21 protein-coding genes and 4 tRNA genes are annotated in these 19412 nt (G+C 69.1%); 15 read left to right on the top strand and 10 right to left on the bottom strand.

Annotated elements, in window-relative coordinates:
• Positions 1-16: 16 nt before the first annotated feature.
• From BN1056_RS01815 to BN1056_RS01760, 11 genes are all read left to right on the top strand, one after another.
• Positions 17-862, top strand: a complete 846-nt coding sequence (locus BN1056_RS01815; RefSeq protein ID WP_210578564.1) for a hypothetical protein — start codon at positions 17-19, stop codon at positions 860-862.
• Positions 859-2901 (top strand): fibronectin type III domain-containing protein, encoded by a 2043-nt coding sequence (locus BN1056_RS01810; RefSeq protein ID WP_210578561.1) that lies wholly within the window; start codon positions 859-861, stop codon positions 2899-2901. Before BN1056_RS01815 ends, BN1056_RS01810 begins: the two co-directional genes overlap by 4 nt.
• Before the next feature lie 29 nt (positions 2902-2930).
• Positions 2931-3548, top strand: coding sequence for a hypothetical protein (locus BN1056_RS01805; protein ID WP_210578559.1), 618 nt, complete (start codon positions 2931-2933; stop codon positions 3546-3548).
• Between the two features lie 126 nt (positions 3549-3674).
• On the top strand, positions 3675-4937 hold the full coding sequence (locus BN1056_RS01800) for a hypothetical protein (RefSeq protein ID WP_210578558.1): 1263 nt from the start codon (positions 3675-3677) through the stop codon (positions 4935-4937).
• A gap of 10 nt (positions 4938-4947) precedes the next feature.
• The gene (locus tag BN1056_RS01795) at positions 4948-5094 is read left to right on the top strand and encodes a hypothetical protein (protein WP_210578556.1); all 147 of its coding nucleotides are present in this window, start codon (positions 4948-4950) and stop codon (positions 5092-5094) included.
• Positions 5095-5178: 84 nt separating this feature from the next.
• Positions 5179-6123 carry an N-acetylmuramoyl-L-alanine amidase gene (locus BN1056_RS01790; protein ID WP_210578554.1) on the top strand — a complete coding sequence of 315 codons (945 nt, stop codon included), beginning with the start codon at positions 5179-5181 and terminating at the stop codon, positions 6121-6123.
• A gap of 10 nt (positions 6124-6133) precedes the next feature.
• Positions 6134-6490 (top strand): hypothetical protein, encoded by a 357-nt coding sequence (locus BN1056_RS01785; RefSeq protein ID WP_210578553.1) that lies wholly within the window; start codon positions 6134-6136, stop codon positions 6488-6490.
• A 7-nt stretch (positions 6491-6497) separates the two neighbouring features.
• Entirely contained in the window at positions 6498-7040 is a 543-nt protein-coding gene (locus BN1056_RS01780) for a hypothetical protein (protein ID WP_210578552.1), read from the top strand.
• The gene (locus tag BN1056_RS01775) at positions 7024-7323 is read left to right on the top strand and encodes a hypothetical protein (RefSeq protein WP_210578551.1); all 300 of its coding nucleotides are present in this window, start codon (positions 7024-7026) and stop codon (positions 7321-7323) included. The genes BN1056_RS01780 and BN1056_RS01775 overlap by 17 nt, the downstream gene beginning before the upstream one ends.
• 113 nt (positions 7324-7436) lie before the next feature.
• Positions 7437-7781: a hypothetical protein gene (locus tag BN1056_RS01770; protein ID WP_210578550.1), complete on the top strand. Its 345-nt coding sequence runs from the start codon at positions 7437-7439 to the stop codon at positions 7779-7781.
• A 272-nt stretch (positions 7782-8053) separates the two neighbouring features.
• Positions 8054-9475 (top strand): glycerophosphodiester phosphodiesterase family protein, encoded by a 1422-nt coding sequence (locus BN1056_RS01760; protein WP_210578548.1) that lies wholly within the window; start codon positions 8054-8056, stop codon positions 9473-9475.
• Between the two features lie 74 nt (positions 9476-9549).
• On the opposite strand, the gene BN1056_RS01755 is transcribed toward BN1056_RS01760, so the two are convergent.
• Together BN1056_RS01755 and BN1056_RS01750 are read right to left on the bottom strand one after the other, a co-directional pair.
• On the bottom strand, positions 9550-9966 hold the full coding sequence (locus tag BN1056_RS01755) for a helix-turn-helix domain-containing protein (RefSeq protein WP_210578547.1): 417 nt from the start codon (positions 9964-9966) through the stop codon (positions 9550-9552).
• Between the two features lie 87 nt (positions 9967-10053).
• Complete coding sequence (locus tag BN1056_RS01750) at positions 10054-10260, bottom strand: hypothetical protein (RefSeq protein ID WP_210578546.1); 207 nt, start codon at positions 10258-10260, stop codon at positions 10054-10056.
• A gap of 222 nt (positions 10261-10482) precedes the next feature.
• On the opposite strand from BN1056_RS01750, the gene BN1056_RS01745 reads away from it, so the two are divergent.
• From BN1056_RS01745 to BN1056_RS01735, 3 genes are all read left to right on the top strand, one after another.
• Positions 10483-10552: transfer RNA gene (locus tag BN1056_RS01745), tRNA-Arg, on the top strand.
• Between the two features lie 61 nt (positions 10553-10613).
• A complete protein-coding gene (orn, locus tag BN1056_RS01740; RefSeq protein WP_210578712.1) occupies positions 10614-11234 on the top strand; it encodes an oligoribonuclease in 621 nt (206 codons plus the stop codon).
• 215 nt (positions 11235-11449) lie between these two features.
• Positions 11450-11525: transfer RNA gene (locus BN1056_RS01735), tRNA-His, on the top strand.
• Between the two features lie 643 nt (positions 11526-12168).
• Here BN1056_RS01735 and BN1056_RS01730 read toward each other — a convergent pair.
• From BN1056_RS01730 to nadD, 6 genes are all read right to left on the bottom strand, one after another.
• Positions 12169-12241 (bottom strand) — tRNA-Ala (locus tag BN1056_RS01730).
• Positions 12242-12278: 37 nt separating this feature from the next.
• A tRNA-Ala gene (locus BN1056_RS01725) sits at positions 12279-12351 on the bottom strand.
• A 168-nt stretch (positions 12352-12519) separates the two neighbouring features.
• Entirely contained in the window at positions 12520-13134 is a 615-nt protein-coding gene (locus BN1056_RS01720; protein ID WP_210578545.1) for a histidine phosphatase family protein, read from the bottom strand.
• A 1-nt stretch (position 13135) separates the two neighbouring features.
• Positions 13136-13516, bottom strand: a complete 381-nt coding sequence (gene rsfS, locus BN1056_RS01715; RefSeq protein ID WP_210578544.1) for a ribosome silencing factor — start codon at positions 13514-13516, stop codon at positions 13136-13138.
• 141 nt (positions 13517-13657) lie between these two features.
• Positions 13658-15148 (bottom strand): hypothetical protein, encoded by a 1491-nt coding sequence (locus BN1056_RS01710; protein WP_210578543.1) that lies wholly within the window; start codon positions 15146-15148, stop codon positions 13658-13660.
• Complete coding sequence (gene nadD, locus BN1056_RS01705; RefSeq protein ID WP_073330869.1) at positions 15141-15821, bottom strand: nicotinate-nucleotide adenylyltransferase; 681 nt, start codon at positions 15819-15821, stop codon at positions 15141-15143. The genes BN1056_RS01710 and nadD overlap by 8 nt, the downstream gene beginning before the upstream one ends.
• A gap of 359 nt (positions 15822-16180) precedes the next feature.
• Between nadD and BN1056_RS01700 the strand changes: the two genes are divergently transcribed.
• Complete coding sequence (locus tag BN1056_RS01700) at positions 16181-17491, top strand: anaerobic C4-dicarboxylate transporter family protein (RefSeq protein ID WP_210578541.1); 1311 nt, start codon at positions 16181-16183, stop codon at positions 17489-17491.
• Between the two features lie 30 nt (positions 17492-17521).
• On the opposite strand, the gene BN1056_RS01695 is transcribed toward BN1056_RS01700, so the two are convergent.
• Complete coding sequence (locus BN1056_RS01695) at positions 17522-18601, bottom strand: sensor histidine kinase (protein ID WP_210578539.1); 1080 nt, start codon at positions 18599-18601, stop codon at positions 17522-17524.
• A gap of 60 nt (positions 18602-18661) precedes the next feature.
• The gene (locus BN1056_RS01690; RefSeq protein WP_073330876.1) at positions 18662-19330 is read right to left on the bottom strand and encodes a response regulator transcription factor; all 669 of its coding nucleotides are present in this window, start codon (positions 19328-19330) and stop codon (positions 18662-18664) included.
• Between the last annotated feature and the right edge of the window lie 82 nt (positions 19331-19412).

Genomic DNA, 19412 nt, shown 5'->3' with positions numbered 1-19412 from the left:
GCCAAGGAGGTGCCTTATGCGGAAGGCTACGTGGCTTGTCGACGGCGTCCCGCTGGATGACCCTGACGGCAGGTGGCGGCTGGAGGCGGCCACCTCCGTGCCGGCTCCCGCGTCCCGCGCGGTCGCCTCCACCACCCTGCCGTCGCGGGATGGTGTGCTCGCTGTTCGGCAGGGCATGGGTACCGGCACGGTGGCGCTGTCCGTGGCCGTCGTCGGGACGGGGCGGGGCGGGGACCTCGCTGACGTCGACGCGACCGCCTCATGGCTGGCTGCGCTGCTGGCCGGCGCCCGGACGGTGACGTGGCAGCCCGGCGAGGGCCGGTCCCGGTCCGTGGATGTCGTCGAGGCGGCGGTGGCGGAGCCGGAGATCCGTGGCCGCCGGCACGTGGTCATCTCCGCCGCGCTCACGGTGCACCCGTGGTGGGTGGAGGACACCGCCGCCGTGACCTCGCCCGCGGCCACCGTGACCACTGCCGGCGTGCGCCTGAACACGGGCCTGTGGGCTGGGGTGTCCGGCCGGCAGCAGGACGCCATCGTACGCATCAGCGGCAGGGTGGTGAACCCGCAGGTTGCTGACATTGCCTCCGGCACCTCGGCGTCCTACACGGGCACGATCCCCGCGGGCACGCACCTGTACATCGAGTCCTGGCCGTGGCTGCGCGCCTGGACCTCCACCAGTACCGCGGCGTGGGACATCGCCCAGGGCACGGAGGTGCAGGTCGACCACGGCGAGGCCGGCCCGCTGACCATCACCCCAGTGCTGGGGGCCGGCCCCGGCCAGGCAGCCCCGCAGGTGACGGTGTCGGCCGCCGGCGTGTCCAGTGCGACCGCGGTGATGCGTGGGCGGAGGTGGCACCAGTGACGGCGCGTCTGGTCGCCTACTCGCCCAACGGCGACCGTATCGGGCTGCTGCCGGATGCGTCCTCGTGGTCGGCGTCCCTGCCGCTGAACGACGTCTCCGCCCTGGACCTGTCCTACCCGCTCACGGGCGCCCGCGCGGGCCTGCTGGCCCAGGCCGTAGAGGTCGCCGTCGAGGTCCACGACGGCACCAGCTGGGTGGAGCCCCGCAACGCACGCTACCGGGTCCTGGAGTCCTCCGCAGATCGGGCACAGGGTGCCGCCGACGTCGTCTCCTACACCTGTCCCGGCTACGGCGGCATCATGGACGGCGTCTCCGTGCCCCCGCAGGCGCTGGCCCCCAAGACGGCCACGTGGGACTCCGACGGCAAGAGATCCTTCCTGTCCGCGTCGGTGGGTCAGATCCTGCTCACCGTGCTGCAGGAGGCCCGCCAGACCGTCACCGGCCTGGCCCCGGGCCTGGAGACCGCCTTCACGTCCACCGCTGACTCCTCCGGCAGCACGTGGGCGAAGCGGATCACCATCTATTACGAGCCCGGCACCAGCCTGCTCACCATCCTCGACAACCTGGCTCAGCAGGGGCAGTGCGACTGGTGGCTGGAGGGCCGCCGCCTGCACGTCGTCAACCCGGACTCCACCTCCACCCGAACCGGCCGCCGCCTGCACGCCGACGCCTCCGAGCGGCCGGTCCGGATGAGCCGGGCCGGCCTGCTGCACACGGCGATCCTCGTCGGTGACGACGGCCTGACCTGGAAGGTGGACAACCCCTCCACGCCACGCCCGTGGGGCGCGACAATGACGGTCATCAACCAGGGCGGCGTCCGCGACGAGGGCACCGCCCGAACCCTCATTGATGAGCAGCTGACCTCCGGCTCCCAGCCCCGTATCGAGCGGACCCTGTCCGCCGGCATGGACCGCATGAGCGTCCGTTTCCAGCGGGACTTCCTGGTAGGTGACTGGCTGCTCGCCCCGGACGAGACCGACGTCTGGCAGGAGATGCGCGTCCACCAGGTCACCCTCTCCCAGGACACGGACGGCATCGCGCTCGCGGTGACGCTCAACGACCGCTTCATTGACCAGGACGTTCGTAACGCCAAGCGGACCAAGGGCATCGTGAACGGGGCGTCTGGGGATGCCGGCACGGGTTCCCTGCCGACGTCGGCGACGCCGGAGGGCGCGGTCCCAGCGGCCCCTACCGGGGTGGTCGTCGGCTCGGAGGCCTACCTCGACGACGACGGTGTCGCGCGTGCTGTGATCCGTGTTTCGTGGGCGCCGGTGACGGTAGACACGCGTGGTAACGCGCTCACGTCTGTGGCCGGCTACGAGGTCGCCGCGCGTCGTGCTGGGGATGCCGCCTGGTCGACCACCGGCACTGTGTCCACGTCCGACACGGCTGCGGGCCTGTCCCCCATGGCCACGGGCACCGCATACCAGGTGCGTGTGCGGGCGTTCACGGACACCGTCATGGGCGGCTGGTCCGCGGTTGTGACTATCACGACCGCGTCGGATGTCACGCCGCCTCCTGTGCCCACGGTGCCGGTGCTGTCGCAGACCCTCGGGGTCCTCTCCGTCGTGTGGGACGGGCAGGGTGTGGGGGCGGAGACCATGCCGGCGGACCTGTCTCACCTGGACGTGTCCGTGCAGGTACCGGGCGATGCTCCAGCGCCTACGGCCACCATGATCAGGCCGGCACGCAGAGCCATCGTCTCCGGGCTGGAGTCCCGCCAGTACGAGGTGCGCCTACGGTCCGTGGACCGGTCCGGCAACGCCTCCAACTGGTCATCTGCTGCACTGATCACGCTGGAAGCGCTGATCGACGTGGACACGATCTCCGACGAGGTCGAGTCTCGCCTGTCCTCCAGCCAGGCACTGCAGCAGGCCGCCGTCGCGCAGACCCTGGCGACGATGACGCAGCTGACCGACGCGATGACAGCCGTCGCGACCTCTCTGGTCTCTACCAGCCCATATCCGCCGGACGACGGCACCGTCGACTCCACCATCTGGGTCTCCCCCGACGCCAGAGTCTTCGTCCTCCGCCAATAACCCCATCCGGGCTCTCGGAAGGAATGCCGATGCCATATACGCGTGCGCAGAACTGGGTCGACGGATACGACGGCAGGACGCCGATCACCGCCGCCGCCCTGAACCACATCGAGGACGGTCTAGCCGAGGCGACTCTCACCGCCGAAGCTGCTCACGCTACCGCTGACGGGGCGGCCACGGCTGAGGCGCTCGCGGCCGTGAGGGCGACGGCGACATCTGCCCAACAGACCGCCAATGCCGCGCTGCCGAAGACGGACATCAGGACCGTGTCGTGGACATCGACAGCGACCACCTACTCAGCCGCAACATGGACCGTGCTGCCGATAACGCCCCCCGCGCCACTCATTCGGGTAAATGCGACGACGTTCCGCGTTCCCCCCAGCGCGCTCGGGGCAGTGATCATGCTGTCAGCGCTCTTCAGCTCAGGCGGTGGCGGAAGCTCAAGCCAGCAGAGCCTGGAGGCAGATTTTGCCGGAACCGACATAGGCCCAGGAGACAGCGTTACCGGCGTCCGCACAACCGCATACAACGCGGACCGGCTCGCGCTCACATTTTTGGCAATCCCCGGCGGTGAATACAACTTCTGGGCACGCCACCAAACCCAAGCGGGGACCGTAACTAGCCTGGTCAGAGCCTTCCTACTGTGAGGGTGTGTGATGACAGCTGAGTACATTGAGTGGCCAGGGGCCTCTACGTTCCCGGGCTCGCATACGTTCCCGGGGTGGGATGACCGCGCCGATGGCGCTGACGTCGTCCACTCACACACTGGCCGGGTGTGGCAGGAGACGACGAACGCCTATCAGCAGCAGGTGGCTGCCCTGGCTGCCGGCGCGGTTGAGGCCGCGGTGACCCGTGTGCGCACTGTTTTCGGGCGGGTGTACTACATCAAGGGCAGCCCGGACACCATGCCGTCATTCGACGGTGAGACCGCCGGTGACACGGTGCGCGTGCAGGACGCCTCCACGCTGGACATCGTGGCGGAGTGGCGGTGGACCGGGGCCGGGTGGGAGCGGATGCAGGTCTCCTCTGAGCAGATCTCCAATCTGGATGTCGGCAAGTTGACCGTGGGGGCTGCGGAGATCACCGAGGCCGTCGCCCGCAGGCTCGCGGCTGTCACCGGCGAGTTCTTGAGTATCACCACGTCGCAGCTGACGGTGTCTGAGCAGGCGTCGATAAATCAGGCGGTGCTGCAGGAGATATGGACCCGGATCGTCACCGCCGATGACGGTGTGTTCGCCCGCATCCGGGCGGGCATGCTGGCTGCGAACTCGGTCACCGGCGATGCGATCGCCGGCGGGGCGATCGACGGCATGGTCATTACCGGCGCGGTCATACGCACCGCCGCCACAGGGGCTCGCGTGGAGCTCACCGAGGACGGGCTGCGCGCATATAACGCGGCCGGTGACATCACCACCCAGATCCGGGGGCAGGCGGCGGAGATCATCGGCGGCACCATCACCGGTGCGACGATCCGCACATCCGCGGGAGCTGACCGCACGGAGATGACCCAGGTAAACGGCTTGCGAGTCGTCAAGAACTCCAGGGTGGTGGCGCAGCTCAGCTCTAGCATCACCAATGGGCTATCTCTGATGAATCCTGCAACGGGGAGTCTAACTCCGGTTGCCGGGACCGTATTTGGTGGTCAATTCAAGGACAAGACCTACACGGGTGGCGCCGGGGCTCCTAATACGGGTAATCGTCGGTACGAGAAGATGGACTTTACCGCTTCGCCCAGCGGACGCGGCATCGTGATCGTGTACGGCAATTTCGCAGCGGGTGCCGCGTCTCCTCTTCACATGATGCTCGCTTGCTCCAAGGACACCGGATACACCAACCTGGTCTGCACAACCGGATACATCTACGCCGACGGCGGCCATACCGGGGGTGCGTGGACAGTCATGGGGCTAGCCACGGGGCTGCCTACGACCGGAACGTTCAGCCTGTACCCGTTTATGGCTGCTGCCGGATCAGGCTACGCCGCGCTGTCATCCGGCTGGTCCGTGTCGCGGCTGGCATGCGCGTTCATCCCAACATAAGGAGGCACCCTTGGAATCCCTCGTCAAGGCATATGCGGCTGAGCTTGCCGCAATGACGCATCGTGCGCTGTCCGCTGAGGCACGCGTGCAGGAGCTGGAGCGGCAGCTGCAGGAGCAGTCCGCCGACGTCGACGCCGACCCGCCGCCGCAGCAGTAGCCCATCATTCCCTGTATTCCGTTCTTGGCCCCGCCTGTTGGTCGGGGCTTTTCTCATGCCCGAATTCAACAGAGAGAGGACGCTATGACCACCATTGCTCCCAACCGGGCCGTCACAGCGGTTCGACAGTCACCCAACTACAGCGCCGGCCGTCCGGCCGGGGCTCCGAATACGATCACGATCCACTGGTGGGGCTCCTACGGGCAGTCCCACGACGGCGTCGTCAACTACCTCTGCCGCCAGGGCGGCAACTCCTCCGCCCACTACGTCGCCTCCTCCCAGGGTGTGACGCAGCTCGTCTCGGACCGTGACCGTGCGTGGCACGCGGGCGCGCTCGGCAACCCTCGCAGCATCGGTATCGAGTGCCGGCCCGAGATGAGCGACGCCGACTTTGCGATGGTCGCGAAGCTGATCGCGGCTATCCGCGCCGAGCACGGCGACCTGCCGCTGCGCGGTCACAAGGATTGGATGGCGACGCAGTGCCCAGGCACGTGGTACGCCCAGCTGGCTCGCCTGGACCAGCTGGCCCGCGGACAGAAGGCCTCTGCCGCGTCCGCCAATACCACGGCACTCCAGGCCCAGACCGCCCCTGCGACCAAGGCCGCCAAGCTGACCGCCACCGACCGGCAGTTGATGCTCGACGTCGATGGCATCCCCGGCGGTCACACCTACGCCCGCCTGAACCAGGTCATGGGCACCGGCACCAAGGGCTCGCCCTCCGAGGCGATGTGGAAGAAGTTCCAGCTCTTCCTGAACACGGTCGTGTCGTCCAAGGACATCCGGAACCTTACCGGCGCCCCCTCGCTGGACGCGGACGGTATCGCAGGAGCAAAGACGTGGAAGACGTTCCAGTACTGGAGCGGCAACGTCAAGCCCGCCTGGATGGCCCAGGTTGGCGGACCGAGCAAGCTCACCGGGGCCACCTGGAACCAGTGGGTCGACGGCGTAGCCGGGGTCAAGACCTGGAAGATGCTCCAGCACTGCCTCAATTCCAGCTACGCCAACTCCGGCAAGCTCCTATCCAAGTAAGGAGCCAGTCATGCTTGACCTGATTGACGGAGCCGACCAGCTCACCCTCGCCACCATCGCGGGCCTGCTGTGGCCCCTCGTGCAGGCGGTCATGGACCGCGTGGAGTGGACCGCCAACCGCCGCCGCCTGGTGGCTATCGCCGCCGCCGTCGTCATCTCCCTGGTGGCCTGGTGGATGGGTAGCTACCCGCTGCAGGCGGACATGATCGCCACGCAGGCGGCCGTCGCCCTCGGTTACACACAGGCCAGCTTCGCCGTCTTGAAGCGGCTCGGCGTCCTGGACTGGGCGGGGGCTGTCACTCCCGGTGGTGAGAGCCGCGAGACCTACGAGGCTCGGCACCGCGCCGGCTACGGCGACGAGGGGTGACCCGGTCATGCGCGCCGGCCCGCTCGCCGTGTCCCGCTCCGTGTGGGGCTCGCTCACTCCGCCGCGGGTGATATCCCTGCTCGCGGCCGCCACCTACGTGTGCCTGGGCGCCGCCGGGGCAGCGGTCCTGGCCCGCCCCGGCCCCACGCCGGCGGACGTGGCTATCGGGGCTGTCCTGATGATCGTGGGGGCGCTTGCGGCCGCGCCGGCGGCCTGGCGGGGCTGGTGGGGCGTGGAGGCTCCCGCCGCCGCACTCACGGTCCTGGGCATGGGCGCCGTCACCGCCTTGGGTGTCGCCCGCTCCGTGCTGTCCGACAGGTGGCCGTCATGGCACCTGTGGATCGCGCTCGCGGTCGCCCTGCTCATCGGGCAGCGGGTCCTGCGGATCTGGGGCCGGTGGTGGGAGCCCGGATGCGAGCCGCACACGCGCCTGCGCAGGGAGGAGACGCGCCTGCTGGCGGCACGCACTATCGGCGCGGACATCCTCGCCGCCTACGACGACGTTGACGCTCCAGAGCGGGAGGAGTCCTCCCATGACCATCCGGCCTGACCTGCTCGTCAGCGTGATCGTGGCAGCGCTTGGCTCCCCGCTGCTGCTGTCCCTGGCCCAGGCGGTACGCAGGTCGTGGATGCAGCGTCGGGATATCGAGACCGAGGTGCAGCGCTGGCGCCGCCAGGCCGCCGCGTGGGAGACCACCTGCTGGGCCACCAGGGCGCTCGCCGTCCAGGCCGGCGTGCCGATCGACCGGCTCCCCCACGGCCCCGGAGAGGGCACCAGCGGGGCCTGGCGAGACGTCGAGGAGCAGCGACCTGACGAGAGGACAGATGGATGACTGCGGTGATCACTGGGCGTGTGGTGTCCCCGACCATGACGGGTGTCCACGCGACGCTCACCTTGACGCCTGCTGATGGGCCTGTCGGCATCAGGGAGGAGAGCGGGTCGGCAGTGCTTGCAGGATCCGCCCTGATCGCAGCCGACGACGGCGTGCTGCGCGTGGAGGTGGTCGCGGGTCGATATGGCCTGCGCCTCACGGTCGGTGCGGCAGTCTCTGTTGGGGCGGTTGTCGTGCTGGAGGACGGGCTCACGTATGACCTGTCCGCGCTGCTCGGGCTGGCCCCCGACGGTGGCGGAGTCTCGGATGCTGGCGGAGACGCTACGCCTGTCGTCACGGTCGCCGCCGATGGGCTGAGGCTCCTCGTCCCCGAGCACATGGTGTCCGGGGACGGCCTGACATACACGATGACGGATGCCGACGCTGAGGGTGTCGGCCTGATCATGATCGGAGACTGAGCGATGGTTGTGGAGGCGTACACGCGAGCGGGTGCGGACGCGGCGATAGCGGCGGCTGTAGCCGCTGTAGAGGCCGTCCCAGGCCCAGCGGGCCCGCAGGGTGAGCCTGGCCCGCAGGGCCCGCAGGGTGAGCCTGGCCCGCAGGGGCCGCAGGGTGAGCCTGGCCCAGCAGGAGAGGCGGGACGTGACGGGATGGCCGTCCTGACTCTCGCCGCAGGAGAGGAGGTCCCGGACGGCACTCCGGCCGGGACCCTGGTCGTGCGGGTGATCCCATGACCGCCACCGTGGTCGGCGCGGCCACCACCATCACCGGCGGTGGCACCCTGTCGGTGGAGGGCGCCCAGGCCGGGGACGTAGCGGTGCTCGTCATCGGCTGCCAGTACGGCAGCACCGGGGACATGACCCCCGAGGGCTGGGCGGGCGTCTATGAGGACGGCTCCAGCGCCGGCCGGTCGGGCACCATCGCCACGCTGTCGGTCACCGGCCCGGCCGACACTGTGGGTGTGCCGGTGCCGGCCCCGGCCGGCGGCCGTATCGCTGCCACGCTGGTCGTGCTGCGGGGCCTGCTGTCCGCCCCCACGCCGGTGGGCTGGCAGTCCGAGACACCTACCCTGCCCGAGGACGGGGCGGCCCTGGTGCTGACCCAGCAGCACGGTGTGGCCACGGCGCAGACGATCACCCACACGCCCGCCGGGCGGGCGGTGGTCACCGCCGACGGGCAGCGTCCGACCGGGCAGTCGTGGTCAGCTGTGACCACCGCCCTGGTGGACGACTGCCGCGGCCAGACCCTGGCGCCGTCCATCGCCGGCGAGAGCGCCCTCAAGTGCTGGGCGGTCCTCCCCCTGGCGCTGGACCCCGACTACTCCGAGCCCGCGCCTCATGTGGGCCTGGAAGTGGACGGGCAGCCGGTGGAGATCGTCGGCTGCCAGACCTCCGGCGGCCTGGCTCCCGCCCGGCTCGTGCCTCACGGAGCGACCACCGTCGCCGGGCTCCTCACCATGGGCGAGCCATGGCTGGTGGCGCACCGTGGCGGGTCTGCGTCGTGGCCGGAGCACACCCAGCGGGCGTACACGCAGGCAGTGTGGGCAGGCGCGCACGCTCTGGAGGTCTCCTGTGCCCGCACGTCGGACGGCGTGTGGCTCGGCTGCCACGACCTCACCCTGGCCCGTCTCGGCGGCCCGGACACTCCCGTGGCACAGATGACGTGGGCCGAGGTCGAGCAGGCCATGAGCGGCCGTGAGACGATGCCTGCCCGCCTGGACTGGCTGCTAGAGCACTACGGCGACAGTCACGCGATCGTCTTCGATCCCAAGTACGCTGCCAGCACGGCCATGAGCGAATACCTGGCGCTGCTGGACCCGTATAAGGACCGCACGATCCTTAAGTTCAGCGGGGATGGGACGTGGATATTCGGGGAGTGGAAGCGTGCCGGGTGGGTCACCTGGGCCTACGGGTATCAGGCGTGGAGGACCGACTCGCCGGACGCGTGGACCAGCCTGCTCACCGACCCGGCCAAGGACATCCTCTCCCTCGACGGCCCCTACAGCTCGGAGGCGTGGGCTGAGGCCATCGCAGTCGGCAAGCCGCTCACGGCGCATATCCTCGCGTCCCGTGCCGCGTTCAACTCCGCCGTCGCCGCCGGCGCCGTGGGGGCGATGGTCTCCGCCATCGGGAACTGGGCACCAGACGTCTAGGCGCCGCGGGAGCCTCGTTGCGTACTGAGGGGCCGACCACCACATTGGTGGTCGGCCCCTCGTCTTCGTGTTTCTCAGCGGGCGAGCGTGCGGGCGGGGATGACCCACTCCCGCCCGATCTTCCGCCCCGGCAGCGTGCCCGCGCCCAGGCGCTCGCGGACTGCCTGGGGTGTCACGCCGAGTCTGCTGGCGGCCTCGGTGACGCCGACCAGGTCTTCGCCTGAGCGGACGTCCTGGTCCGCGCGCCGGTCCCAGGCCGTGGTCGGTACGACCTCCAGGCCGATCATGCCGCCCAGGTGCTCTCCAATCGCCCGGGCGGTGGTCAGAGCCTGCCCCAGAGTCTCAGCGCCGAAGGTGATCACGGCATCCCAGGCGTCCTCCGCGAGGAGGGACGGGGATACGGCGGGGTGGTAGTCGCGCAGCGCGTCGACCAGGGCGTCGTCGACGTCGTCGCCCTTTGCGCGGATGGTGAGGGTCGCGTTGTACTCCATGATCGGCTCCTTCCCAGTTGGGTGAGATGATGTAAGGGACCTGGGGAGGTCGGAGGCACCACATCTGCCTCCGACCTCCCCAGCTCGTCAGCGGCGGGGCGGCCACTGGAAGCCATCGCGCTTGAGCGGGGCAAGCCCGTTGGCGAGGCTCCGGCGGTCCGAAGCCGTCCCCGAGAACGTGGTCAGGAGGCGACCGTCCTTGCTGACTCGGATGTGTCCGCGACGGGTCTCCTCGACGCTGTACCCGGCAGCCCTGAGCGCCTTGACGAGCTTCTTGAGGTCCTTATCCATCATCTACCACCCCCTTTCGTTATGGCAAGAGTCTAACACTCAACCTTGCGATAACGCAAGGCCGGAGCGTGCGGAGGTGGAGTGTGCCGCCTTGCCTCCACCCGCCGCTACCAGGCGGGCACCACCTAGTAGCGGCTGCATCTATGGCTGCACTCGGCCTACCGCCGTCCAGCAGATCGGCACAACAAAACCGCAGCACTCCGGCAAATAAACCGGGTCAACGTCGCCATGTACAGAGTATTTCGGCGGCCTTCTAATCCGCAGGTTCCCGGTTCGAGTCCGGGCGGGGGCACCAATGCGGGCCCTGGCCACGCCTCGCGCAGCCGGGTCTAGACTCGGCGACCGTGAGCCGACAGATAACTACCGCCGATCCCCTGGTGTGGATCGACTGCGAGATGACGGGCCTGAACCTGGAGACAGATGCGCTGATCGAGGTGGCCGTGATCGTCACCGACTACGAGCTCAAGCCGCTCGACAAGGGCATCGACGTCCTGATCAAGCCCCCGGCGGCCGCCCTGGAGCAGATGGGCGACTACGTGCGCGAGATGCACACCAGTTCCGGCCTGCTGGAGGAGCTCGAGGAGGGGCTGACGCTGGAAGAGGCCAACCGCACGGTCCTGGACTATGTGAAGTCCCTGGTGCCGGAGGCCCGCACCGCGCAGCTGGCCGGCAACTCGGTAGGCACCGACAAGACCTTCCTGGCCCGCGACATGCCCGAGCTCATCGACTACCTGCACTACCGCATCGTCGACGTGTCCTCCATCAAGGAGGTCGCCAAGCGCTGGTTCCCGCGCACCTTCTTCCACGCGCCGGAGAAGCACGGCGGGCACCGCGCGCTGGCGGACATCCTGGAGTCGATCGACGAGCTGCGCTACTACCGCGCGGTGCTGTTCCCCAGGGATGAGGGTCCGACGAGCGAGGAGTGCCAGGCGGCCGCGACCGAGATCGTCGCGCACCCGACGGCGGAGCTGCTCTGACGCCAACGGCTCCTCCGGCGTCCGTGCACCGGGCCGACGGCGGTAGCGCCCGTATCCGCGCCAGTTTCCGCCAGTGCGGCCGATGACGGGGCGGCCGTCCCGGCGTGTGTGCTCGCTCCCCTGCAGCGAAGGTGACGTAGTACACGGGGCTCGGATTGGTGCCAGCACGGGCTAGCCGATAAAGTACCGACTCGGTGCGACGACGTCGCCCCATGGTGGCTGTAGCTCAGTCGGTAGAGCGCCTGGTTGTGGTCCAGGAGGTCGCGAGTTCAAGCCTCGTCAGCCACCCCACTTCGCGCGGCCACAGTGGCTGCCACAAAACCCTGTCGATTCGCTGCCTTCCGAGCCGCCGCTTCCCGCAGCCGCAGTACCGGGTCCTCGCTCACCCCCACTGTCCGCTCACGGCATCGGGCTGTCCAAATCCGGCATAAACAAGCCTGTAATGGCGATCGGCGTTCTCCCGACCGTTGGAATCATGCGGTTTGGTCGCTCGGCAGTCGAGGTCTCGCCAAAGTTTATGCCGGATTTGGACATTCGGTCCGGCGATCCGGGGAGCCACCATCCGCACGGCGGCTCCCGGTCGACGGCGCTGCACCGCGTAGCCAACCACCGCAAGACCGCGCGCGAGCACGGCCAGGAGTCCCGGCGTCGGGAGGTCCGCTGCTACCGCTGCAAGGAATGCCGCGGCTGGCACCTGACTTCGAAGCCCGCACTACCCAAGCGAGCAGGTCGAGAGTGAAGCGCCCGACGCGATCGCCGCTCCGACGGGAAAGTGTCCAAAATCGGCACGAACGGGCTCGCGGCGCGCGGGCACGCCCGAAGGAACCTTGAAATCATGCGGATCTGCAACCGACCCGACAGAGCGTCGGCGTCGTTACTGCCGAATCCGGACATTCGCGCCGGCGATCCGGGCCTCAAGCAGACGAAACCTGGGTGGAGCTAGGGGGATTCGAACCCCCGACCTCTTCCATGCCATGGAAGCGCGCTACCAACTGCGCCATAGCCCCGAAAGGGTGATCTACCCGCCACGGACGGCGGTGATCGTGGAGCTAGGGGGATTCGAACCCCCGACCTCTTCCATGCCATGGAAGCGCGCTACCAACTGCGCCATAGCCCCTTGCGGGTCTCGCCCTCGCGGGCGACGTCCAAACTCTACGGAGTCAGACGGTCCTCGAGCAAATCAAAAACGCGTGCCGTGCCTCACCCGCCCGTGCACGCCGGCATCGCTCACCGGCCGGCGGCGACTCGCCGGTGGGCGCACCCCGCCCGTGCACGCCGGCACCGCTCACTGCACGTTCCACTCGGCGAGCGTCCACCCGGGCACCCGCTCCCCCGGTACAACGACCCCGTGGCGGCAGTTGTCCAGGCTGCGCAGCCCGAACCAGGCGGAAGGGTCGAGCCCCAGCAGGTGGGTGATGCCCAGCGTGATCGCCGAGCCGTGGGAGACGACCACCACGGTCTGGTCGTCGTCGGCCCGCGGAGTCTCCTCCAGGATGCGTTCCAGGGTGCCCCCCACGCGAAGCGACACCGCCTGTCGGGTCTCCACCCCGACGTCGGCCGGGTCCTCACCCCGCTTCCAGGCGGCGTAGGCCTCGGGCCACTGGCTCTCCATCTCGACGCGCGAGAGTCCCTCCCAGCGCCCGAAGGAGCGCTCCAGCAGCCCTTCGTCCAGCTCGATGTCGACGCCGGCCAGGTCGGCCAGCGCACGCGCCGTCTCCTGGGCGCGAGACAGCGGGGAGGAGACGATCCGCACCGGCTCCAGCGCGGCGAGTCCGGAGGCGGCGGAGCGCGCCTGCTCGCGGCCGATCGCGTTCAAGGGAATGTCGACGCGCCCCTGCACGCGCGCATTGGCGTTGTAGTCGGTCTGGCCGTGCCGCCACAGGATGAGTCTGGTAGTCATCTCAGGCCTGGGCCGGTTCCGAGGCGAATTCGGGCAGAGGCACCAGCGGGCAGTCCTTCCACAGGCGCTCGAGCCCGTAGTACTCACGGTCCTCGGCCTGCAGCACGTGCACGACGACGTCGGCGTAGTCCAGGAGCACCCAACGGGCCTCCTCGAGCCCCTCCCGCGATCGCGCCTTGGCGCCCGCCTTGAACATGGCCTCCTCGACGGCGTCGACGATGGTGCGCGCCTGGCGCTCGTTGGCGGCGGACACGATCAGGAAGATGTCGGCGAAAGGCAGACGCTCGGATACGTCAATGGCGACGGCGCTGTCCGCCTTCTTCTCGGCGGCGGCGCGGGCCGCGACGGCGGCCAACTCGACGGCGTGTTCAGTAGCGGGCACGGGGCTCCTTCTCCGGCTGAGACATCGGTGTTGGCCCACCACTCTACGGGCCGACTCGCGGCATGAAGCACGCAGGCGGCCTAGTGTGGCCAAGCCGACGTCCGCAGCGGAGCGCCAGAGGGGCGAGTTGGTTGCGCCGGGCTAGACGAGCAGGTGCGTCCAAGTATCGAGCGTCTGCGGCAGCGAGCCGATGATGCCGTTGTGGTACAGGAACCACACCACGGCGAGCACAACCAACGCGATCACTACGGCCAGCAGCACGATCAGCAGCGTGTGCCCCGCGCGCGAGCCGCCCTCGGTCTGGGCCGAGGCCGGTTCCGAGCCCGCCTCGACCGGTGCCTGTGCCGCTTCGCCCTCAGCCGACGCCGCCTCAGCCTCTGCCTCCGGGGCCGGCGCTGCCGCCGGGGCGCTTTCAGCCTCGGCCTGGTCCGCGGCCTCGGAACCGGCCGCCTCCGCGTCGGTCAGCGAGCGCCACTGCGGGTTGTCGATGCCACCGAAAACCTCGACGTCCTCGGCTTCATCCTCGCCTGCGGCGCCCTGGGAGACCTGCAGTGCCGCGTCCGGCTGAATCACCGGCTGGACGGCGCTGAGCTGTCCGGTGTCGGTGTCCACCGTGCGCACGCCCTGGGCGGCGGCGGGAATGCGGACGATCGGGCGGCGGGTCGGCGTCTTGGGTTCTTCCCCCTCCGCGGCGGGCTCGGCGGCCTGGTCGTCGGCGGCCTGGTCGGACTCTTCGGCGACGTGGCGGTGCCGCAGGGAGCGACGCGTGGGGGTGGGGGCAGCCGCATCCGGCTGCACGTCTGCGATCGGGGCGTCAACCGCCTCGAGGACCCCGGTGGGCAGGCTGGCGATCTCTTCCTTCTGCGCGTCGGTCAGGCTGGTGTCGGCCGCTTGCGGGGAGGGGGCGCTGGGCACACCCGTCACCGGCGTGGCATCCGCGGATGCATCCGCTCCTTCGACGGCCGGGGTCTCCTCGGCTGCGGGTTCCTCATCCGGCGCTTCCTCGGTTGCCGGCTCCTCGGCGGGGGCCTGCGCCGGGGTCGGGGCCGACGGCGACGCAGCCTGGTCGACCGACTCGGCCTGCGCGGGGGACGCGGCTTCGGACTCCGCCGATGCCTCAGCCTCGCTGGCGGCCTCAGAATCTGCCTCGGAGTCGGCATCGGCGCCGGCTTCCTTCGCCTCCGGCTCGGCCTCCTCCAGCACCTCGGCCTCCGACGCACCGACCGCCTCGGCCTCAGTCCCCGCGGCCTCCTCAGGCTCGGCGGGGCTCTCGGCGGTGGCGGGAGTCGGCGTCGTCTGCTCGACGGGAACGGCGTCGGCGGGCGTCGAGGCGACGGCGTGCTGACCGGTGGCCTCTTGCGCAGGCACACTGATGACGGGCTGGTCTGCCAGCGGATCCTGGAGGGCGCGGGCCTGCTCGGGAGTGATCTCCCCGGCTTCAAGCGCCCGCTGCAGCGCCTCCGCCTCCTCCCGCAGGCGCCGCATCTCCCGGCGAGTGAGCAGCGGCTGCTGCCCGGTCAGTATCGCCTCACGCTCGGCGGCGCGCTCCGCCTCCCGGATGGCACGACGGCTGCGACGCGGGGCAGCCCCCGAGCCGGACTCGGACTGGTTGACGTCGGTGTTCTCACTCACCTTCGCTCTCCTTCCTCAGGGACTGCTCGCGCGCTACGTGGGCGGTCATCGACGTCGTCGACGCCGACCGCTCGGCCACGCGGTAAAGACCATATTTGCGGATGTACTGGACGACGCCGTCGGGCACCAAGTACCAAACGGGACCGCCGTGGCTGACCCGCTCGCGGCAGTCGGTGGAGGAAATAGCCATTGCAGGCACCTCCACCAGGGAGATCTTGTCCGCGGGCAGACCCGTGTCCGTGAGCACGTGGCCGGGCCGCGTCACCCCCACCATATGCGCCAGGGAGAGGATCTCCTCGTTGTCCTTCCAAGTCAGGATCTGGGCGAGGGCGTCGGCACCGGTGATGAAGTACAACTCGGCGCCCGGATACTCCGCCATGATGTCGTGAAGCGTGTCGATGGTGTAGGTGGTGCCACCCCGGTCAATGTCCACCCGAGAGACCGTGAAGCGCGGGTTCGATGCGGTCGCGATTACCGTCATCAGATAGCGGTGCTCGGCCGGGGAGACGCGCCGGTCCTTTTTAAACGGCTGCGCCCACGTGGGCACGAAGATGACCTCGTCCAGTTTGAAGACGTCCTGTACCTCAGAGGCCGCCACGAGGTGACCGTGGTGGATTGGGTCGAAGGTGCCGCCCATAATGCCGATGCGCAGGGGACGCGCGCTGCCGCTCACAGGCACCTCACTAAGGTGTCGGTCTCCACGCACACTCCTCCGGTTCGTTCCGCACGCCGAATACGCGCGGGCGCCTACATACTGCCACGTTGGGGGCAGCATGGCCGATTCTCACACGCGGGGAGCGACTGTTATCAGGCCAACGCCAACCAAAAGCTGATACATCCGAGCACTCAAAACCCGCACAAAGCAAAACAAGTATGGCTACGATCACATCAGGTTGTCGTCATCCTCCTACCGCTCCTTCCAACGACACCTGACTGAGTCCCTGCCAGGCCAGTACCGGTGGCGACAACGCAGGAGTTGCGCGGAAAGCCGGCCGACGGCAGCGCTGGCCCCCATCCCGAAAGGAGACCACGATGATCTGGTTCCATCTGGCCATCGTCTTACTGTTCATAATCATCGGCGCCCGCATGGGCGGTGTCGGCATCGGCCTGGCCGGCGGCGCCGGCATCCTGGTGCTGGTACTGACCGGTGTGCACACCTCCGCCGATGACGCCCCCTGGGAGGTCATCGGCATCATCATGTCGGTGATCTGCACGGTTGCGGCACTGCAACTCGCCGGAGCCATGGACCACCTGGTCCACCTCACCGAGGTGCTGCTGCGCAAGCACCCCAAGCAGATCGTGTTCCTGGCACCGCTGGTCACCTACCTGATGTCGTTGCTGTGCGGTACCGGGCACACCGCCTACTCCGTCATCCCCGTCATCGTGGACGTGGCCAAGGGGCACGGCATCCGCCCCTCGCGACCGCTGTCGATCGCCGTGGTCGCCTCGCAGGTGGGCGTGGCCGCCTCCCCCATCTCCGCTGCCATGGTGGCCCTCGTCGTCGCCCTGGAGCCGATCAACATCGGCTACCTGCAGTGCCTGGCCATCGTCATCCCCACCACCTTCATCGGCTGCATGGTCGGCGCCGTCGTCGCCTACTTCCAGGGCAGCGAGCTGGAGGACGACCCGGTCTACATCGAGCGGAAGGCCAACGGCCTGGTCAAGCCCTCCACCGCCGCGGCCTCCGACTACCAGGCAGCCCCCAGCGCGGTTCCCAGCCTGTTCATCTTCCTGGGTGCCCTGATCGTGGTGGTCGCCTACGCCACCATCTCCTCCCCCGAACTACACATCATGTCCGACCCGCCGATGGGCTCCACCCCGGCGATCATGACCATCATGCTGGCCACCGCCGCGATCATCTGCACCGCCGCGAAGAAGCCGACCACCCAGATCGCCTCCCAGGACACCTTCCGGGCCGGCATGACCGCCGCCGTGTGCATCCTCGGCCTGGCCTGGCTGGGCAACGCCTTCGTCAACCAGTATGAGGAGACCATCTCCAACGCCCTGTCCGGCCCGTTCCAGGCGGCCCCCTGGCTGGTGGCGGTGTTCTTCTACTTCGCCGCGCCGCTGATGTTCTCCCACGCCGCCACCACCCGCGCGTTCATGCCGCTCATGGTGGCGCTCGGCCTGCCCGGGACGGCGCTGGTGGCCTCCTACCCGGCCGTGGCGAACTACTACCTGCTGCCCAACTACCCGACGACGGTCGCCGCCATGGAGATGGACGACACCGGCTCCACGCGCGTCGGCAAGATGGTGCTCAACCACCCCTTCGTGCTGCCGGGCACCGCATCCATCATCGTGTGCGTGGCCCTGGGCTTCCTCATCGCCCCGTTCATCCTCTGACCACACCGCCCGGGGCGCGCAGGAATGGGCTCAGAGTCGCCGCCTACGGCCCACGCTCACCAGCGCGCCTCGGGGCAGCACGTTGTTGGGGTCCAGGGACTTGGGCACGGCGTTGAGCAGGATCGAGAAGACGGCGGGCTTGCGCTGAGACAGTTCGATGCGCCCGCCGTCGGCCTCCACCAGATCCTTGGCCAGCGCGAGCCCCACGCCGGTAGAGCCGTGCCCGGAGACGTTGCGCTCGAACACGTTCGGGGCAATGTCCTCGGCCACGCCCTCGCCCTCATCGGCGACGTCAATGAAGACGCCGTGCCCGCCGTTGGCGCTGCGCACGTTCACGCTGGTGGTGCCGTCGCCGTAGCGCAGCGAGTTCTCGATAACGGTGGCCAGCACCTGCGCCAGCGACCCGGGCGTGGCCAGCACCGGCATGCCGATCTCGTCGGAGAAGGTGATCTCGCGCCCCGCCTCGTGGAAGGCCGGCTCCCACTCCTCGCGCTGCTGGTCGAACAGGTCCTTCAGGTGCAGCGCCTCGGTGGTGCCGCCGCCGGTGCGCCGGGAAATGCGCAGCAGATCCTCCACCACGCCGGCGAGCCGGTCCACCTGCTCAATACAGGCGCGGGCCTCCTCGCGCACCTCCTCCTGCGTGGACAGCAGCTCAATCTCCTCCAAACGCAGGCTCAGTGATGTCAGGGGCGTGCGCAGCTGGTGGGAGGCGTCGGAGGCGAACTGGCGTTCGGCGGCGATACGACCGGCCACGCGCTCGGCACTGCGCACCAGCTCGGCCTGCACCAGGTCGATCTCCTCGATGCCGGACGAACGCAGCCGCGGCCGCACCTGCCCGGATCCGAGCTGCTCGGCCTCGGCCGCAAGGTAGATCAGGGGGGCGCTGATGCGCCGCGACGCCCTGGCCGCGACGATGTAGGCGGCCACCAGCGCCACCGCGGCCAGGCCGACCGTGGTCAGCACCACGACCATGATGACCCGCAAGTGGTCTTCACTGTCGGAGGAGGCTCGGGAGGCGACGGCGATCCAGGCTCCGCCCAGCGGCACCCCCAGGAGGAGGACCGCGACGGAGACCGCCGCCATGGTCATCTGCATCGCTCGGCGTTGCATTGTCCCTGCCTTCACAGACGGTCGCTTTGAGTTGTGGTCGGTGCCGGATCCGCGGTTCGGTCAGACCGCCAAACGGTATCCGGCGCCGTCGGCCACGAGCAGTGCCGGGGCATCGGCGTCGTCACCCAGCTTGCGGCGCAGCCACGTGATGTGCATGGCCAGGGTGTGCTCGGTGCCGGTCGGATCCTCACCCCAGACCTCCTTGAGGATGTCCTCGGTGGGCAGCACCTGGCCGCCGCCGCGCACCAGCACGCGCAGCAGCTCGAACTCCCGCGTGGTCAACTGAAGTTCGTCCCCGCCGACGAAGGCGCGGTGGGCGGCGATGTCCACACGAATGTTCCCGGCCACCAGCTCCTCCTCGATCGCCTCCCCGGAGGCGCGCCGCACCTGAGCCCGCACGCGGGCGAGCAGCTCGGCCAGGCGGAAGGGCTTGGTCACGTAGTCGTCCGCGCCGGCGTCGAGGCCGACCACCAGGTCGGTGTCCTCGCTGCGGGCGGTGAGCATGAGGATGGGGATGGTCAGTCCCTGGGCGCGAACCTGCCGGGCCACGTCCAGGCCGTCGATGTCGGGCAGGCCGAGGTCGAGGACGATGATGTCCGCCCCATCCAGGTCTTCGAGGGCGCCCTTGCCGGTGCCGTGGGCGTGGACCTCATAGCCCTCACGGCCGAAAGCGCGGGCGAGCGGCTCGGAGATGGCGGGGTCGTCCTCAACGAGAAGCACAGTCGTCATGCCCAGGATCGTATGCGACCGAGGCGGCAGGCGTCATCCTCCCCGCGCAGGAGCCGTCCCGCCTCAGGCCGGGGCGAATGCC

Source organism: Actinomyces succiniciruminis (assembly GCF_900002405.1).
Lineage (GTDB): Bacteria > Actinomycetota > Actinomycetes > Actinomycetales > Actinomycetaceae > Actinomyces > Actinomyces succiniciruminis.
This window is presented reverse-complemented; position numbering and strand designations above follow the sequence as displayed.

Coding starts and splice junctions, on each gene's coding strand:
- BN1056_RS01755 (WP_210578547.1), bottom strand. CDS start 9,966: ATGGAGTACAACGCGACCCTCACCATCCGCGCAAAGGGCGACGACGTC.
- BN1056_RS01780 (WP_210578552.1), top strand. CDS start 6,498: ATGCGCGCCGGCCCGCTCGCCGTGTCCCGCTCCGTGTGGGGCTCGCTC.
- BN1056_RS01760 (WP_210578548.1), top strand. CDS start 8,054: ATGACCGCCACCGTGGTCGGCGCGGCCACCACCATCACCGGCGGTGGC.
- BN1056_RS01750 (WP_210578546.1), bottom strand. CDS start 10,260: ATGATGGATAAGGACCTCAAGAAGCTCGTCAAGGCGCTCAGGGCTGCC.
- BN1056_RS01700 (WP_210578541.1), top strand. CDS start 16,181: ATGATCTGGTTCCATCTGGCCATCGTCTTACTGTTCATAATCATCGGC.
- BN1056_RS01775 (WP_210578551.1), top strand. CDS start 7,024: ATGACCATCCGGCCTGACCTGCTCGTCAGCGTGATCGTGGCAGCGCTT.
- BN1056_RS01805 (WP_210578559.1), top strand. CDS start 2,931: ATGCCATATACGCGTGCGCAGAACTGGGTCGACGGATACGACGGCAGG.
- BN1056_RS01790 (WP_210578554.1), top strand. CDS start 5,179: ATGACCACCATTGCTCCCAACCGGGCCGTCACAGCGGTTCGACAGTCA.
- BN1056_RS01690 (WP_073330876.1), bottom strand. CDS start 19,330: ATGACGACTGTGCTTCTCGTTGAGGACGACCCCGCCATCTCCGAGCCG.
- BN1056_RS01815 (WP_210578564.1), top strand. CDS start 17: ATGCGGAAGGCTACGTGGCTTGTCGACGGCGTCCCGCTGGATGACCCT.
- BN1056_RS01785 (WP_210578553.1), top strand. CDS start 6,134: ATGCTTGACCTGATTGACGGAGCCGACCAGCTCACCCTCGCCACCATC.
- BN1056_RS01695 (WP_210578539.1), bottom strand. CDS start 18,601: ATGCAACGCCGAGCGATGCAGATGACCATGGCGGCGGTCTCCGTCGCG.
- BN1056_RS01720 (WP_210578545.1), bottom strand. CDS start 13,134: ATGACTACCAGACTCATCCTGTGGCGGCACGGCCAGACCGACTACAAC.